Raw genomic sequence first — 15109 nt, 5'->3', positions numbered from 1 at the left:
ATTTTACTCAATGATAATAACAGCTCCAGATTCTTTTTTCTTTTTAATCAATTTAACTTGATAACCTTTTTTACTTTTCCAAGAACGGGTGCTATCATTGAGGGTTTTTCCTACTCCATAGCGAATATCATAGAATTTAGAAAAATCTTCTAAAAAGCTTTCCATTCCATTTACTACTGCATTTATTCTGATTGTTTTTATCTTTTTTTGTTCATTATATTGGTAGGTAATATCTACGAAATCATCATCAAAATCTATTGTATAGGTAATAAATTTTTTATCTTGGCTTTCATCATGAATTTTAGCTTTTTCATATTTTTTAATGGAATCTAAAGCATCTCCCAATTCAAAGCCACGCATTACTCCTTTGCTTTCTTTCATAACAAGGCGTACCCAAGCTCCCATCGTATCAATGGGTATATTTTCATTGATAACTACTTCTTGTTTTTTTTCTACTTTCTTTTCTTTTTCACCACAAGATGCGAAAAAGATTATCAGAGCTAAATAAAGGAATAATTGCTTCATACGATTTAATTAGGATAAAGTTAAATGTTTAATTGTTTTGGTATTATGTTTTGTATTTTAAGATTTTGTTTTCCTTTTGAAAAATCGAGCCATTCCTAATTTTCGTTCTGCATATTTTTGCAATTCTAAATGCATTTGCTCTTTGGGGTAACCCAATTGAAATGCAGTTTGTACATCTATTTGAAATTCTTTGGGTTCTTTTTTAAGCAAATATTTTATTTCAGCTACATAGTAATGATTTTCAGCATCTTTTTCATCTTGCTGAGCTAAGAATTCATAATCAGCAAGAGCTTCTGTATATTTTTTAAGTATTCTATATAGAAACGCTCTTTGCCTAAAATAAACTATATCTTCTCCATCTAATTCAATAGCTTTCTGACAATCTGTAAGGGCTTTTTGATAATTCTTTATTTGAATATAATAAGTTGCTCTTTCAAAATAATATTCCTGATTTTCTTTATTCAACTCAATGGCTTTGGTACTATACTCCACTGATTTAGCAAATTGCTTGTTTGCAGCATAATTCATGGCTATAATGCTATAATCAGAAGATGTTATTTTTTTCTTGTCAGGTAAGTATTTAAAATACAACAATCTATTTTCAAGGCTCTGAGTATCTTTGTTTTGCCAAAAGTAAATATCTGCTTTTAATTGATATGCTTTCCAATAACGTGATTGTAAAGTTGTAATCTTATCCAGATCAGCAAGGGCTTTGGCATGTTCTTCTTGTTTTACATAAAAATTTGCTCTAAGCCAATACAAATCTATATCTGTGGCATTGAGAGCAATGGCTTTATCATAAAACTCATGAGCTTCCTTATTTTTATTTAAGGAAGTATATGTTTCAGCTAGATATGCATAAAAAGAGTCATTTTGGTAGCCTTTTTGAAATGCCTGTTCAAAGAAAGAAAGAGCCTTTTCAAATTGTTCTTGTTTAAAATATATCAATCCCCAATAAAAAGGTGTTTCTATTTGTTTATATTGCAAACTATCTGCGATGTATAAGTCTCTTTCTGCTTTTTGATATTCTTCAGCAAGTATATATGATTTTGCTCTTTTGAAAAATACTTCGCCATTGGTTGAGTCGGCTTGAATAGCCTTTGTAAACCAAACAATAGATTCTTTGTAGTTGGATACCTCCCACTCTGCTTCGCCCTGTTCTATGATATCTTGTATATTTTTTTTTGTCTTTTGAGCATAGCTATTACTACCTACAAAAAGGCATAGAAAAAAAATATTTAAACAATATTTAAAAATAGTATAGCGTTTGCTATAAGGTTGCATAAAAGTTGCTGATTGATGTGTATAGATACATATATTTCTGCAAAAATTGTACAAAATATATAAAAAATATTCTGTTTTTGAATAAAAATAGTAGTTTTGAATTATAAATCTTAAAATTATAAAAGATGAAGTTGAAATTTTTACTCTCTACGGCTTTGGTAATGGGAACAATTTCCCTACAAGCCCAAGATACGAAAAAAGCTCCTGAAAATTGGTTCAATCTTGACCCTAAAAAAGATAATGTTCGTGGTGTAAGTTCTGAAAAAGTATATAGTGAGCTTATCAAGAAGAAAAAAGGCAGAACCATTATTGTTGCCGTAATTGATTCAGGTGTGGATATCGCCCATGAAGATTTGAAAGGTAAAATCTGGAAAAACACAAAAGAAATTGCAGGTAATGGCAAAGATGACGATAACAATGGATTTATAGATGATGTAAATGGTTGGAGTTTCTTGGGTGGTAAAGATGGCAAAAATGTAGCACAAGACAGCTATGAACTTACTCGTGAATATGTACGTTTGTCAAAGAAATTTGAGAAAAATGCCAATACTTCAGATCCAGAGTACGCCTATTTTGAAAAAATAAAAAAAGAACTTGAAGAAAAAAGAAAAGAAAAGGAAGAAGAGTCTGTTCAATTAAAACCTTTATACGAAGCTGTGCAAACTATTCGTAAAGAATTGGGTTCAAAGCCTTTTACTGCGGATAATGTAAAGGCTATTAGTAGCTCTGATAGCAAAGTAACAGAAGCAAAAAATATTGTTTTGTATCTTTATCAAGTAGCAAGTCCAGAAGAATTGGAGGACTATTACACAAAAGGTATTAAAAGTGCTTTAGAATATGGTTATAATCCAAATTTTGATCCTAGAAAAATTGTAGGTGATAATCCTACTCTTTTGAGAGAAAAAGGCTATGGAAATACAGATGTAAAAGGTCCTGATGCTTTTCATGGTACTCACGTAGCTGGAATTATTGCTGCAAACAGAGATAATAAATTAGGTATTAAAGGTGTTGCAAATAATGTTTTAATCATGCCTGTTCGTGCTGTTCCTGATGGCGATGAGCGTGATAAAGATGTTGCCAATGCTATTTATTATGCTGTGGACAATGGTGCTCATATCATCAATATGAGTTTTGGAAAATCTTACTCTCCTGATAAAAAATTTGTAGATGAGGCTGTTCGTTATGCCGAATCGAAGGGTGTTTTATTAGTACATGCAGCAGGTAATGATGCTAAAAATTTAGAGGTAGAGAATAATTTTCCTAATAGAAAATACCTAGATACAGGTAAAGAATCTACCACTTGGTTAGAAATTGGGGCTTCAGGATGGTCTAATGACAATGCACAGTTTGTAGCAAATTTCTCTAATTATGGTAAAAGTAAAGTAGATGTATTTGCTCCTGGTGTAGATATTTATTCTACTGTACCTGATAACAATGCCTATAAAAATGCAAGTGGTACAAGTATGGCCGCTCCTACTACTTCAGGTGTTGCTGCTTTGCTTATGTCATATTATCCAAAACTGACAGCAGCACAAGTAAAAGAGATTTTAATGAAATCTTCTATCAAATCCACAGAGAAAATTAACAAACCAGGTGAAAAAGGTGCAAATGCTTTAATGACAGACCTTTGTATTTCTGGTGGTATTGTAAATACTTTTGAAGCCTTTAAAATGGCAGAGAAAATGAGTAAATAAAATGCTTTATTTATAAAAATAACCCTCTTGAAAGTTAAATTCAAGAGGGTTATTGTTGTTTTATTATAGCCATATGTGATGTATTATGGTATCAAGGGAAATAATATTTACTAATTATTCAAAAATAATATTTCGTGTTAAGCCTTGATGTATTTGCATTGAAAACTATATTGAATAAATTATTTTTAAGCCTTACATCTTCCAGTTTCTTTTTATGGTACTCTGCTATTTTATCCCATTTGGACATATCAACTTTAATAATAATTCTATCTGTTTGATATTGACCTATCAAATTATCTATTTGGGTCTCTCTGTCCTCAAAAAAAATCACCAAATGCTTTAGTTTTTCTTTAGCTCTCCAAATAATCCAGCGTAAGTCTTCTCTTAAATTTATAATCATCTCAAAAGCTAATAGTATATTGTCAATATCTCCAGACATAAGCATGAAACTCAGCTTAGCCTTCTCACGTGCTGTTATGAATATTTCTTGTTTTTTCTTTGAAGAGTTGATATTATTTCGTGAAATCATAGCTATATAAACCTCACTTTAATTTTATCAAATATATATTATTTTTTCGTACAATATTCCAAGATCGTATCTTATTTTCAGCAAGTTTAAAACACAAATAGGAGCTATTCAGAATAATATTCTGATAGCTCCTATTATTTTTAGCTGTGAAAGGAGGATTCGAACCATCCACGAGGAGATTAGTTAGTGTGCTTCGTAGTGGTATATCTATCACTACCGAGCAGACCAATTTATTTCTTGTTCCTCACCCTCGAGAAAGGAGGGCATGTCTGCCAATTTCATCACTTCACATTATAATTTTTGCTGTAGAGAGGGGATTCGAACCACCTACGGAGAGATTAGTTAGTGTGCTTCGTAGTTATACGTCTATAACTACCGAGCAGACTAATTTATTTCTTTTTCTCCACCCTCGAGAGAGGAGGGTATGTCTGCCAATTTCATCACTCTACATTGTGTTTGTTTGTTGATACAATTTTAAAGGAATGATTTTTTATTTGCAAATTTTTTAAAAAAAGTTTTAAAAAATTATAATTTTGACAAAATATTATTAAAATTATACTTATTTTTATAAAAACATGTTTTAAATATGCCTCAAAATTATCAATTTGACAAAACAGACTTTCGCATCATCAATTTGCTTTTACAAGATGCGAATTTGGCTTATACAAGCATTGCGGAAAAGGCTTTTGTATCGAATGGGACAGTACATGTACGCATGGAAAAACTCAAACGTTTGGGTGTGGTACAAGGTTCACAACTCAAAGTAGATTATCATAAATTAGGCTGGGACATTACGGCTTTTATTGGTATTTATCTGGATAAGAGTTCCTTATATGATGAAGCTGTCAGTGCCTTGGAAGCTATCCCTGAAGTAGTTAATTTACATTATACCACAGGGTCTTATAGTATTTTTGCGAAAATCATTTGCAAAGATACCAACCATTTGAGAGAGGTTTTGAACGAAAAAATTCAGAAAGTTGGTGGTATTCAGAGAACAGAAACTTTTATATCATTAGAAGAAAGATTGAATAGACCATTGTTATTAGACTAAAAAAGGGTAGAAAACTCTACCCTTTTTGCTTTATATTTTACTTTATTTTCTTCTTTTTCCACTCCTCAATATTTTTCTGATTGAGTTTGATGTAAGCTTCTTGTTTACTTTCTTGAGCTAATTTAAGAGATTTTTCTGCTGTTAAAATAGCATCTTTGTACATATTATTGGCAGCATAAGCTCTTGAAAGTGTATAAACATTCCAGAATTTTTCTTGCATGGCTACTGATTTTTTAGCCCAATCCAAAGCTTGAGGAAAATCTTTATTAGCATCCAATAAATAGGTTGCTGATGCATTATAAGTACGATAAGTATTTTCTGCCTCTGCAACAGCCTTTTTAATATTTACAATAGCTTTGGTATCTGTATCAATATTCACTCTAAATGTAAGTTTCATTTTTTCCCACATTAAACTTAAATCCGCTCCATCTATCTTGATATTATCAAATGCAAAAAGCATTGTTTCAACAAAAGCTGCATTCATATCAGGTTTTGCAGTAAAACGAATTACATCTTCTTCCTGTTTGTAACCATCACTTCCCCATAATTTTGTATTTTTATTTAGAATAACTGTCCAGTCTGTTTCTGTTGGAATCACAAACAGGGAATAGTCTCCTGCTGGTACCGTTTGGCTATTAATACTTACATTATCCGAGAATGTGATGATTGTACAAGCATTTGCTCCTGTACGCCAAACAGCTTTATAAGGCACAATGTCCCCCCATACTTTACGTCCTTTGATACTTGGGCGTGAATATTTAATCGTTACATCTGTAAGCCCTATGCGTTGCTCCAATTTTGAAATAGGACTTGCTTGTGGTAAATCTTGAGCAAACGAAAAAAGAGTCGTTAAAAAGAATAGAACGGAAAATAAATACTTCATAATTTTGTTTTGTTTGATGTTTAAATATTTAGAATATATAACGGATTGGACTTTATAATGTTATTGAAAGTATTATTATTTTACTGATGCAAAATAATCCTAAATTTTGTTCCTTTGTCAATTTCAGAAGATTTCACAAAGATTTTTCCTTTGTGGTATTCTTCTATGATACGTTTGGCAAGTGTAAGTCCCAGCCCCCAACCTCTTTTTTTAGTGGTAAACCCTGGTGCAAACACCCTTTTAATTTTTGCAGTTGGAATTCCTTTTCCTGTATCAGAAATATCTATAAATAAGTCTTTTTCTTTTGCAGAGACACGCATTTCTATCTGAATTTTACCAGCCCCTGTCATTGCATCTACAGCATTTTTAATAAGGTTTTCTATTACCCATTCAAACAAGTAACGATTAATTTTCACCTCAGTTTGAGCAGGTAAATAGTTTAGGATTTCAATACTAACTTTTGGAGAAATTCGAGGACGTAAATAATCTATAATTTCTTGTAAAACTAATGCAATATTTTCTGGAACGAGAGCTGTCTGAGAACCAATATTTGAGAATCTGGCTGCTATCATTTCTAAGCGATAAACATCCTTTTCTATTTCTTCTAAAACTTCCTCATTCCAACTTTTTTCTGTTTTCAGATACTCTGACCAAGCCATCAGTGATGATATAGGTGTACCTAATTGATGGGCAGTTTCTTTGGCAAGTCCTACCCATACTCTGTTTTGTTCAGCTTTTCGAGAATAACTAAAAGCCATGTAAGTTAGTAAGCCAAATATGGCTATAACTGTAAGTTGTGCGTAAGGATAATATTTGAGTTGATAAATAAGGTCAGAGCTTCTATAATAAAGTAGATTATATCTATTTTCTCCAACATCAATTTTGATAGGAGGAAACTCCTCTTTCATTTTTAAAAGTTCTTTTTCAAGTAATAATTGTTTCCTTTCCTCATTCAATCCAGTCAAATCAATATTTCTGTCAATCAAAATATTATCATTCTCATCTGTTACAATTGTAGGGATAGAGTTATTGGCTCTTACTATCTCTCTAAATATAAAGGTAATAGGCTGTTCATTGTCTCTATCTAATGTATAGCGAAGAGCCTGCCCAAACAAACTAATTTGTTCTTTTTCTCTTGATACTAATTTTTGTACAAGTACATTCGTATAGTAAAGAGATGCAAAGCCTATAAATAGAGCTATGCCAACAATGACAATTTTAAACTCAAACTTGTTTTGATATAAATTCATTGAGATTTAGCAAAAAAGAGGTTTATGTCTTTTATACAATATTAACTTCCGTGTGTAAAGCTATACCAAATTTTTCGGATACAGATTTTTTTATCATTTCAGATAACTCCCCTATTTCTACTCCTTTTGCATGGCCATAATTTACAAGTACCAAAGCCTGCTTTGCATGTACACCTGCGTCTCCATTTTTATAACCCTTCCACCCACATTGCTCTATAAGCCAACCAGCAGGTATTTTTACCAATTTTTCATCCACAGGATACACAGGTATTTGGGGGTATAAGTCTTTGAGTTTTTCAAAATGTGTTTTTTCTATAAAAGGATTTTTGAAAAAACTACCTGCATTTCCTATTTCTTTAGGATTTGGTAGTTTGCTACTTCTTATTTCAATAACTGCTTGACTAATATTACTGATAGAAGGTTCTATATTTTCTCTTGCCAAAACTTGTTGAATATCTCCATAAGAAAAGTTCAAAAGATGTTTTTTAGAGAGTTTAAAAACAACAGATGTAATTAAATATTGACCTTTTACTTCATTCTTAAAGATACTTTCTCTGTAACCAAATTTACATTGTTCTTTTGAGAATTGATGAATTTCTCCACTTTGTAAATGATAAGCCTCCAAAGAATCAAATGTTTCTTTGATTTCAACACCATACGCTCCAATATTTTGCATAGGAGCAGCTCCCACTGTCCCAGGAATTAGAGAAAGATTTTCCACTCCTCCCCATCCATTTTCAATACAAAAAAGTACAAACTCATGCCAATTTTCCCCTGCAGCTACTTTTAGCCAAACAGAATTTTCATCTTCTTTTATTTTTTCTATGCCTTTCAAAGTTACTTTTATTACTACACCTTCAAAATCTTTCGTAAAAAGCAGATTACTCCCTCCTCCTAAAATTAGTAACTCCAAATTTTGTTGTTTTTGGAAATTCAAAGCATCTTTAACATCTTCTATATTATGAACTTCTATAAGGTATTTTGTTTTAACTTCTATACCAAATGTATGGTAAGGCTTTAATGAGATATCTTTTTGTACTAACATCAAAAATAGCTTATTTATTTTCTTTCAATTTATCAATTTCTTTTTGGAGCTTTTCAAGTTTAATTTGAAGAGTTTGCTCTTGGAGTTTATAAGGTGTAATATCTGTAGCAAGTTTGATAATACTTGTTACCTTTCCTTCTTTATTTTTTACTGGCGAATAAGTTGCCCATAACCAAATAGAATGTCCATATTTATCCAAGCGTTTTTGTTCCCCTGTTTGAGCTATTCCTACTCGCAAGTTACGCCAAAAGTTCAAATAGTCAGGTGAATTAGCTGTTTCTTCGTCCAAGAAACTTCTATGAGGTTTTCCTACTATTTCTTGTATTTCATATTGTAGAATATTACAAAATGTTGGATTAGCATTGATAATAAACCCATCCAGACTTAATTCTACTTTTGCAAAGTTACTTTCAAGAATAGCTTTGTCATATTGTTCCAAAGCAAAAAGTTTTCTTCTCACATCATCTTGCGATTCTTGCAATTGTTTGAGCGTTTGGCGGACTTGATCTTCACTTTCTTGCAGTTCAAGTATTGCCATTCTGTTTGATTGTTCAGTTTGCTTTCTTTCTGTGATGTTTCTTCGGAAAATAGAAACCCCTGCTGCTTTTCCTTGCTCATCTTGGATAGGATTGTATCTGAATTCGTAGATTTCTCCATCTATTTTTTCTTCTGCAACGAAACGCTCTCCCAATAATGCTCTACTATAGTTTTCTTTAAAGTTTTCTCTCTGTTCTACTGGCATAATACTCAATACATTAGCTCCAATTGTAAGTCTATTGTAAGTTTTTTCTTGGTACCAGTTTTTAGCTACATCATTGTAAATAGTTATTTTATAGTCTTTGTCTAAAGCAATAATAAAATCATCTGTGTTATTGATAAGGGCATCCATCATTTCTTTCTGATTTTTAGCTTCAAGCAATACCCTTTTCGTTTCTTTATCGCTTCTACTCATTTCTTCTTGGGTAGTTTCAAGCTCTTCCATATTTTGCCTCATTTCTTCTTCTTTCTCACGCATTTGTTGAGTAAGCTCTCTTGATTCCTTCAAAAGATTTTTAGTTTGAAGGTTATTATTTACAGTAAACAAGGTAATGGCTATACTCTCTGAAACTTTTTCAACGAATTCTACACTCAAATCATCAAATATTTCAAAAGAAGCAAGTTCGATAACTCCTAGTGTACTTTCATTGGTTTTAAGAGGTACAATTAAAATATTAGATGGATTAGCTTCACCCAAACCTGAAGTTATATGTATGTAGTTATCAGGTATTTCACGAACATTGAGTGTATCTGCTTCTTGAAAAGATTGCCCCAATAGTCCCTCTCCTATTTTAACCTGTTTTTTCATGATTTTTTGTCTATCATATGCATAACAAGCTATCATTTCCAAGTATCCATTATCATTCTCTTGTAAATCATCATTTTGCAATAAAAATATCCCTCCCTGATTGGCATTAAGTTTTTTCACAAGGTTTGTGATAATATCAAAACATAAGGCTTGTATGTTATCATTATTCTTTCTGAGTACGTCTGCAAATTGTGTAAATCCTTCCGTAAGCCATTTTTCTTTTTGCTCTTTTTGAGCTACATTCTGAAGACTATCTCGCATTTCAAGCAAAGAGTTGCCCAATTCATCTTCTTGACTCAAAGGCTCAAAAGAAGCTTTTAAATTACCTTTTCCAATATTCTGAGCAAATTCTTTATAACTTTCCAAACCATCAATGAGTCTATTGAGAGAGTCTGCCATCACACCTATTTCATCACTCGTATGAATATCTATTTTTTCGCTCCTTCTCCCTTCTGTCATTGCTTTAAGCTTCTCAACAATTTTGTTAATAGCTTTTGTAATATAACTTACAATCACTCCTATTCCAATTAGATATATAAATAAGGCTATAACAAAACCTACTAGTAGTGTATTGCGAACATTATTGAGGGCATTATCCAAGAGTTGAGCCTCATCAATGGTAGCTCCTATGATAAGCTCAAATGGCTCATAATAAGTAAAATATGTCCATTTCCAAACACCGTTTTCTGTATCAGGGAATTTGTATCTGTATTTCCCTCTTTTATTTTTTTGAGCGTATTCTATAAATTTCTTGTCAGCTACTTTTCCTTCATCAATAGGATGGATTACATAATCACCTGAGAAAGCCATTGCAAAAGGATAGCCAGATGTATAATATTTTTTTTCTTTAAATTTTCTTCGTAAATACACAACATCTTTTTCTCGCACCCCTGTATAAATAATACCTTTGATTTCATTATCAATACGAATAGGCTCATAAGCCACAATAAAATATTCATTATTGAACTCTATTCTACCTCTATATACTTGTCCTCTTTCAATTGTTTGTACAATGGATGAACCAGAAGGAATATATAATCCAACAAAACGTTTTCCATTTACTGGATTTACCTCTGTAGTAGCTATTCGCATATAACCATCTGTAATTTTCTGAAAAATAGCTGTTTCACTTCCTGTAAGTCCTTTGATACTATCTACAATTTTCACATTTTCTTGTAAAATATTATTGTCAGCTGACCATTTTTTTACATCCACAATTTTCTGATTTCTTGTAGTTTGGTTAACAGCTACTACTTGTAATTTTTCGTCTATTTCATTGATTTCACCAAAACCTTTAATCAAATTTGATGAGATTTTCAAGGCTTTATCTACTTCTGTTTGTTTAGCCTTATATTCTAACTCTAAAAGGGTATTTAAGTCTTCTAATTGGCTATACATTCGATTATCAGCTTGCTCAATAGCAGCTTCTTTATCGCTTGAGTAAATCCAAAAAGAAAGACCCCCAAAAATAACTAATAGTACCAAAGTTGTAAAAACCAAGAATTTGGCACTTAGGTTTAGATTTCTAAAAAAACGAAACATAGTTTTTATTTATCAATGAGCAATAAGTATTAAACAATATTCATTGTTCAATACTTGGAATTTGTTCTAAAAATACTAATTTTCCATCATTCACCAAACAAACTGCATAGCAAAGTCCATTTGTAACAGTTACATATTTGGCTTGAAGCGTTTTATTGTAGATTGCAGCTTGCTGGAGTGTTTTTTCGGAGATCGTAATATCCATAGCTTTACACTCAACAAGCATCAGTGGCATTCCCAAACGATCATAAACCACCAAATCTGTTCTTTTTTGTCTACTTTGGTAGTGATGCCCTCTTTCTACTTGCATTAAGTTTTTAGAATATTGGTGCTCCTCAATGAGCCAACGAATAAATTGTTGTCTAACCCATTCTTCTGGACTCAACAAAATATACTTTTTTCGAATAATATCATAAATATACAGTTTTTCAGCTACTTTTTGAAACTGATGCTCATATTGTGGTATGTTGAGCCCTTGTATCACTTGATATGTCCTTGTATAATTTTGTTCAGAGCCTCTATGTGCAATTTGAATGAGAGTTTGCCTTGCTCTGTAATATGATAAGATGTGTTTGATTTCTTTTTGATAAATTGTTTTTTTACTTCGATGTATTGGTTTTCTTCTAGAACAGTAGCATTACTTGATAAATTGCCATCTGTTGTACCCAAAATTTTCTTGAGTTCATTGAAGGTAGCAGCTTTTTTTTGCACCAATACAGCCATAATAGCCAAACGAATTTTGTTGTCAAACGATTTGTTGATTTGTTTTAGTAATTCTTTCATTTTTAGTAGGGTGTTTAGTATTCACTTTTGATTGCAAAGTAAAAAAAATACAAAAGTAATTCAACTAAATTCTAATTATTTTATAAAAAAACTTCACCTAAATTATTTTAGATGAAGTTTTAATTATTATTATTATTTCAATTATCTATTTCGATGTGTTCTTCTATAAATAGACATAGAAGAAAGTGTATAACCCACAGATATTTGAGTAGCAAATACATTTGCACTTATCCCTGAAGCTATTGGGGTAACCCCATATTCAGCTCTTAGTCCAAAATTGATACCACTAGGTAGCTCATAACCCACTCCTAATACAGCAAATATAGCTGTTTTACTTGGTTCTTTTCCAATTACATTTTTAATTTCTCCATATTCATTCTCTAATCTTTTTCTGGAATTAATAAGATAAGAAAACTGTGGACCGACAAACAAATGTAAACCTTCTTCAGCATTACCAATTTGCAACAACAAAGGAACATCTATATAGGTAAAATCATATCGATTGAATTTGGCGTCAATAAACTGATAAACAGCTTTTTTGTTAGACACTCCTCTGTTGGAAATCCCTATTTCTGGTCTAAAAAAGAAATTTTCATTAATAGGCATTCTTGCATAAAAACCTCCTTGATAACCAACTTTAAATTGTGTATTCACAGTAGCTCCTTTACCATCTATTGTTTGGAATAATTTAGAATCGCCTCCAATAATAGTAGAAAGGTTAATACCTCCTCTCAAACCATAATCTATTTGAGCAAAAGAGGAATAAAAACACATCAATAATCCAGTAATAATAAAACTAAACTTTTTCATAACACTTTTCATTTAATAACTAATCTTCTAATTTTTGCATTTTGTAATGCCAAATATCACATTCTTGGAAGGGTTCTCCAAATTTTTGAAAACCAAATTTTTCGTAAAAACCTACCACTTGTATTTGAGCATGCAAATATAGTGCTTTATTTTTACTTTCAGGATGATTTTTTATGTCATTCAGGACATTTTCTAAAATTGCTTTACCTACTTTTTTATCTCTAAATTCTTCCAAAACAGCAAATCTTTCGAGTTTAATTCCTTTTTCAGTATATCGCCAACGAGCAGTTCCACAAGGCATATTTTCGTAATATGCTAAAAAATGATGGCTTTCTTGTTCATGACTATCGTACTCATCTTCTTTAGGAACTTTTTGCTCTATCACAAATACTTGTTCTCTGATACCAATAGCATACTTGGTTTCTTCAGCATCGTTGATTTTATGTACCTGAATCATTAAAATTGCACATTTTTGATACCTCTTGCCATTTTTCGTTTGTTCTGAATCTTCCTGATTTCTTCCAAATCTGATTCAGGGATAGCACTAATAAGCTTTTTTGTGTATTCTTGCTGTGGACTATTATAAATATCTTCAGCATAACCTATTTCCTCGATTTTGCCTTTATTCATCACCAAAATTCTATCTGCCATAAAACGTATAACAGACAAATCGTGTGAAATAAAGATATAGGTAAAATGGTATTTCTCTTTAAGTTCATTGAGCAAATTAAGCACCTGAGCTTGTACAGAAACATCTAGAGCTGAAACAGATTCATCACAAACCACAAATTTAGGCTCCAAAGCCAAGGCTCTTGCAATAGCAATACGTTGGCGTTGCCCACCTGAAAACTCGTGTGGATAATGAGTAAAATGTGATGCTTTTAGGTTCACTGTTTCCAACAAATCAATTACTCTATCTTTTCTTTCTTTATCATTATTTCCAATACCAAACACCTTCATAGGCTCCATAATTGCCTCTCCTACAGTGAGTCGTGGATTTAATGATGAATATGGATCTTGAAAAATGATTTGCATATCTTTACGTAAAGCCCTAATTTCCTGAGCTTTTAGCTGATAAATATTTTGTCCACCAAAAATTACCTCACCAGATGTTGGAGTAATGAGGTTTAATAACATTCTACCAAGTGTTGTTTTACCACAACCCGATTCTCCTACAAGCCCAAGTGTTTCACCTGGATACACATTGAAAGTTACATCATCTACTGCTTTTTTATACTCTACAACTTCTTTTTTAAACCATCCTTTTGTTTTAGTAGGAAAATATTTCTTGAGATTATAAACTTCTAACAAAGGTTTTGTTTGCAGAGTCAACTCTATTTTTCGATCTGTAATATCTTCATCACTTTCAAGAGTCATCATCAAGGCTTCACCAATAGAACCGTATTTATGTTTTTCAATAATTTCACCATTAGGGCTTACTTCCATAAAATCAGCAACTACAGGCAAAATTTTCATTTTCATATTGGCTCTTGGTCTGCAAGCCAATAAACCTTTTGTATAAGGATGCAAAGGTTGATAAAAAAGCTCCCAAGTATCATTTTTCTCTACTGCTGAGCCTCTATACATTACCATGATTTTATCAGAGATTTCAGCAATAACTCCCAAATCGTGAGTAATAAAGATAATAGCCATTCCAAGCTCATCTCGAAGCTCTTGAATCAGTTTTAACACTTCGTCCTGAACAGTTACATCAAGGGCTGTAGTTGGCTCATCTGCAATGAGTAAAGCTGGCTGACATGAAAGAGCCATGGCAATCATTACTCTTTGTTTCTGCCCACCTGAAATTTCGTGTGGATAGGCTCTAAAAATGCGTTCAGGATCAGGTAGTTTTACTTTTTCAAAAAGCTCAATAGCTCTTTTTTTAGCTTCTTCTTTCGTTACAGGCTGATGTAAAAGAATGGTTTCTGTTACTTGCTCACCACAAGTATATACAGGATTAAGCGAGGTCATGGGTTCTTGGAAAATCATGGCTATGTCATTTCCTCTAATGTCTTTTCGCATTTGAGCCTCTGAAAGTTCCAAAATATTTACTTTTCCAATTTTAGGAGAATGAAAGATAATTTCACCACTTGTAATTTTTCCTACACCTTCTTGGATAAGTCTTAAGATTGCTAGTGTAGTTACAGATTTTCCTGAACCTGATTCCCCAACTATTCCAAGTGTTTCACCTTTATACAAAGTAAAACTGACATTCTTTACAGCTTGTACAGTCCCTTTACTTGTAGTAAAAGTAACACTTAAATCTTTTATTTCTAAGAGTATATCATTAGAATTAGCTTGCTGCATAATAAAATGGGCTTCAATATTTTCTGAAATCTAAAAAAAAAACCTTTTTTGTGCAAATTTA

Annotated in this window: 13 protein-coding genes and 1 pseudogene; 2 read left to right on the top strand and 12 right to left on the bottom strand. The window is 32.0% G+C overall.

Annotated elements, in window-relative coordinates:
- Nucleotides 1-3 precede the first annotated feature (3 nt).
- Together AD998_10220 and AD998_10215 are read right to left on the bottom strand one after the other, a co-directional pair.
- The gene (locus AD998_10220) at nucleotides 4-525 is read right to left on the bottom strand and encodes a hypothetical protein (protein ID KOY86470.1); all 522 of its coding nucleotides are present in this window, start codon (nucleotides 523-525) and stop codon (nucleotides 4-6) included.
- Nucleotides 526-582: 57 nt separating this feature from the next.
- Nucleotides 583-1809 carry a hypothetical protein gene (locus tag AD998_10215; GenBank protein ID KOY86469.1) on the bottom strand — a complete coding sequence of 409 codons (1227 nt, stop codon included), beginning with the start codon at nucleotides 1807-1809 and terminating at the stop codon, nucleotides 583-585.
- 125 nt (nucleotides 1810-1934) lie between these two features.
- On the opposite strand from AD998_10215, the gene AD998_10210 reads away from it, so the two are divergent.
- Nucleotides 1935-3503 (top strand): peptidase S8, encoded by a 1569-nt coding sequence (locus AD998_10210; protein KOY86468.1) that lies wholly within the window; start codon nucleotides 1935-1937, stop codon nucleotides 3501-3503.
- Nucleotides 3504-3621: 118 nt separating this feature from the next.
- Here the strand turns inward: AD998_10210 and AD998_10205 are convergent, their stop codons facing one another.
- The gene (locus tag AD998_10205) at nucleotides 3622-4032 is read right to left on the bottom strand and encodes a hypothetical protein (protein KOY86467.1); all 411 of its coding nucleotides are present in this window, start codon (nucleotides 4030-4032) and stop codon (nucleotides 3622-3624) included.
- Nucleotides 4033-4618: 586 nt separating this feature from the next.
- On the opposite strand from AD998_10205, the gene AD998_10200 reads away from it, so the two are divergent.
- On the top strand, nucleotides 4619-5083 hold the full coding sequence (locus AD998_10200; protein KOY86466.1) for a transcriptional regulator: 465 nt from the start codon (nucleotides 4619-4621) through the stop codon (nucleotides 5081-5083).
- Between the two features lie 37 nt (nucleotides 5084-5120).
- Here the strand turns inward: AD998_10200 and AD998_10195 are convergent, their stop codons facing one another.
- The 9 genes and pseudogenes from AD998_10195 to AD998_10155 form a co-directional block, all read right to left on the bottom strand.
- On the bottom strand, nucleotides 5121-5966 hold the full coding sequence (locus AD998_10195; protein ID KOY86465.1) for a hypothetical protein: 846 nt from the start codon (nucleotides 5964-5966) through the stop codon (nucleotides 5121-5123).
- A gap of 80 nt (nucleotides 5967-6046) precedes the next feature.
- The gene (locus AD998_10190) at nucleotides 6047-7216 is read right to left on the bottom strand and encodes a histidine kinase (protein KOY86464.1); all 1170 of its coding nucleotides are present in this window, start codon (nucleotides 7214-7216) and stop codon (nucleotides 6047-6049) included.
- A 31-nt stretch (nucleotides 7217-7247) separates the two neighbouring features.
- Nucleotides 7248-8261 carry a UDP-N-acetylenolpyruvoylglucosamine reductase gene (locus AD998_10185; protein KOY86463.1) on the bottom strand — a complete coding sequence of 338 codons (1014 nt, stop codon included), beginning with the start codon at nucleotides 8259-8261 and terminating at the stop codon, nucleotides 7248-7250.
- Nucleotides 8262-8826: 565 nt separating this feature from the next.
- Nucleotides 8827-10197, bottom strand: a pseudogene (locus AD998_10180) (hypothetical protein).
- Nucleotides 10198-11188: 991 nt separating this feature from the next.
- Nucleotides 11189-11629 (bottom strand): hypothetical protein, encoded by a 441-nt coding sequence (locus AD998_10175; GenBank protein ID KOY88143.1) that lies wholly within the window; start codon nucleotides 11627-11629, stop codon nucleotides 11189-11191.
- Nucleotides 11629-11931, bottom strand: coding sequence for a transcriptional regulator (locus AD998_10170; protein KOY86462.1), 303 nt, complete (start codon nucleotides 11929-11931; stop codon nucleotides 11629-11631). Before AD998_10170 ends, AD998_10175 begins: the two co-directional genes overlap by 1 nt.
- Nucleotides 11932-12072: 141 nt before the next feature.
- Complete coding sequence (locus tag AD998_10165) at nucleotides 12073-12753, bottom strand: hypothetical protein (GenBank protein ID KOY86461.1); 681 nt, start codon at nucleotides 12751-12753, stop codon at nucleotides 12073-12075.
- Nucleotides 12754-12760: 7 nt separating this feature from the next.
- On the bottom strand, nucleotides 12761-13198 hold the full coding sequence (locus tag AD998_10160) for a GNAT family acetyltransferase (protein KOY86460.1): 438 nt from the start codon (nucleotides 13196-13198) through the stop codon (nucleotides 12761-12763).
- On the bottom strand, nucleotides 13198-15048 hold the full coding sequence (locus AD998_10155; GenBank protein ID KOY86459.1) for an ABC transporter ATP-binding protein: 1851 nt from the start codon (nucleotides 15046-15048) through the stop codon (nucleotides 13198-13200). Before AD998_10155 ends, AD998_10160 begins: the two co-directional genes overlap by 1 nt.
- Nucleotides 15049-15109: the final 61 nt, after the last annotated feature.

This window comes from bacterium 336/3 (assembly GCA_001281695.1).
Lineage (GTDB): Bacteria > Bacteroidota > Bacteroidia > Cytophagales > Thermonemataceae > Raineya.
Note: the sequence above shows the minus strand (reverse complement) of the source record. Positions and strands in the feature narration are given on the sequence as shown.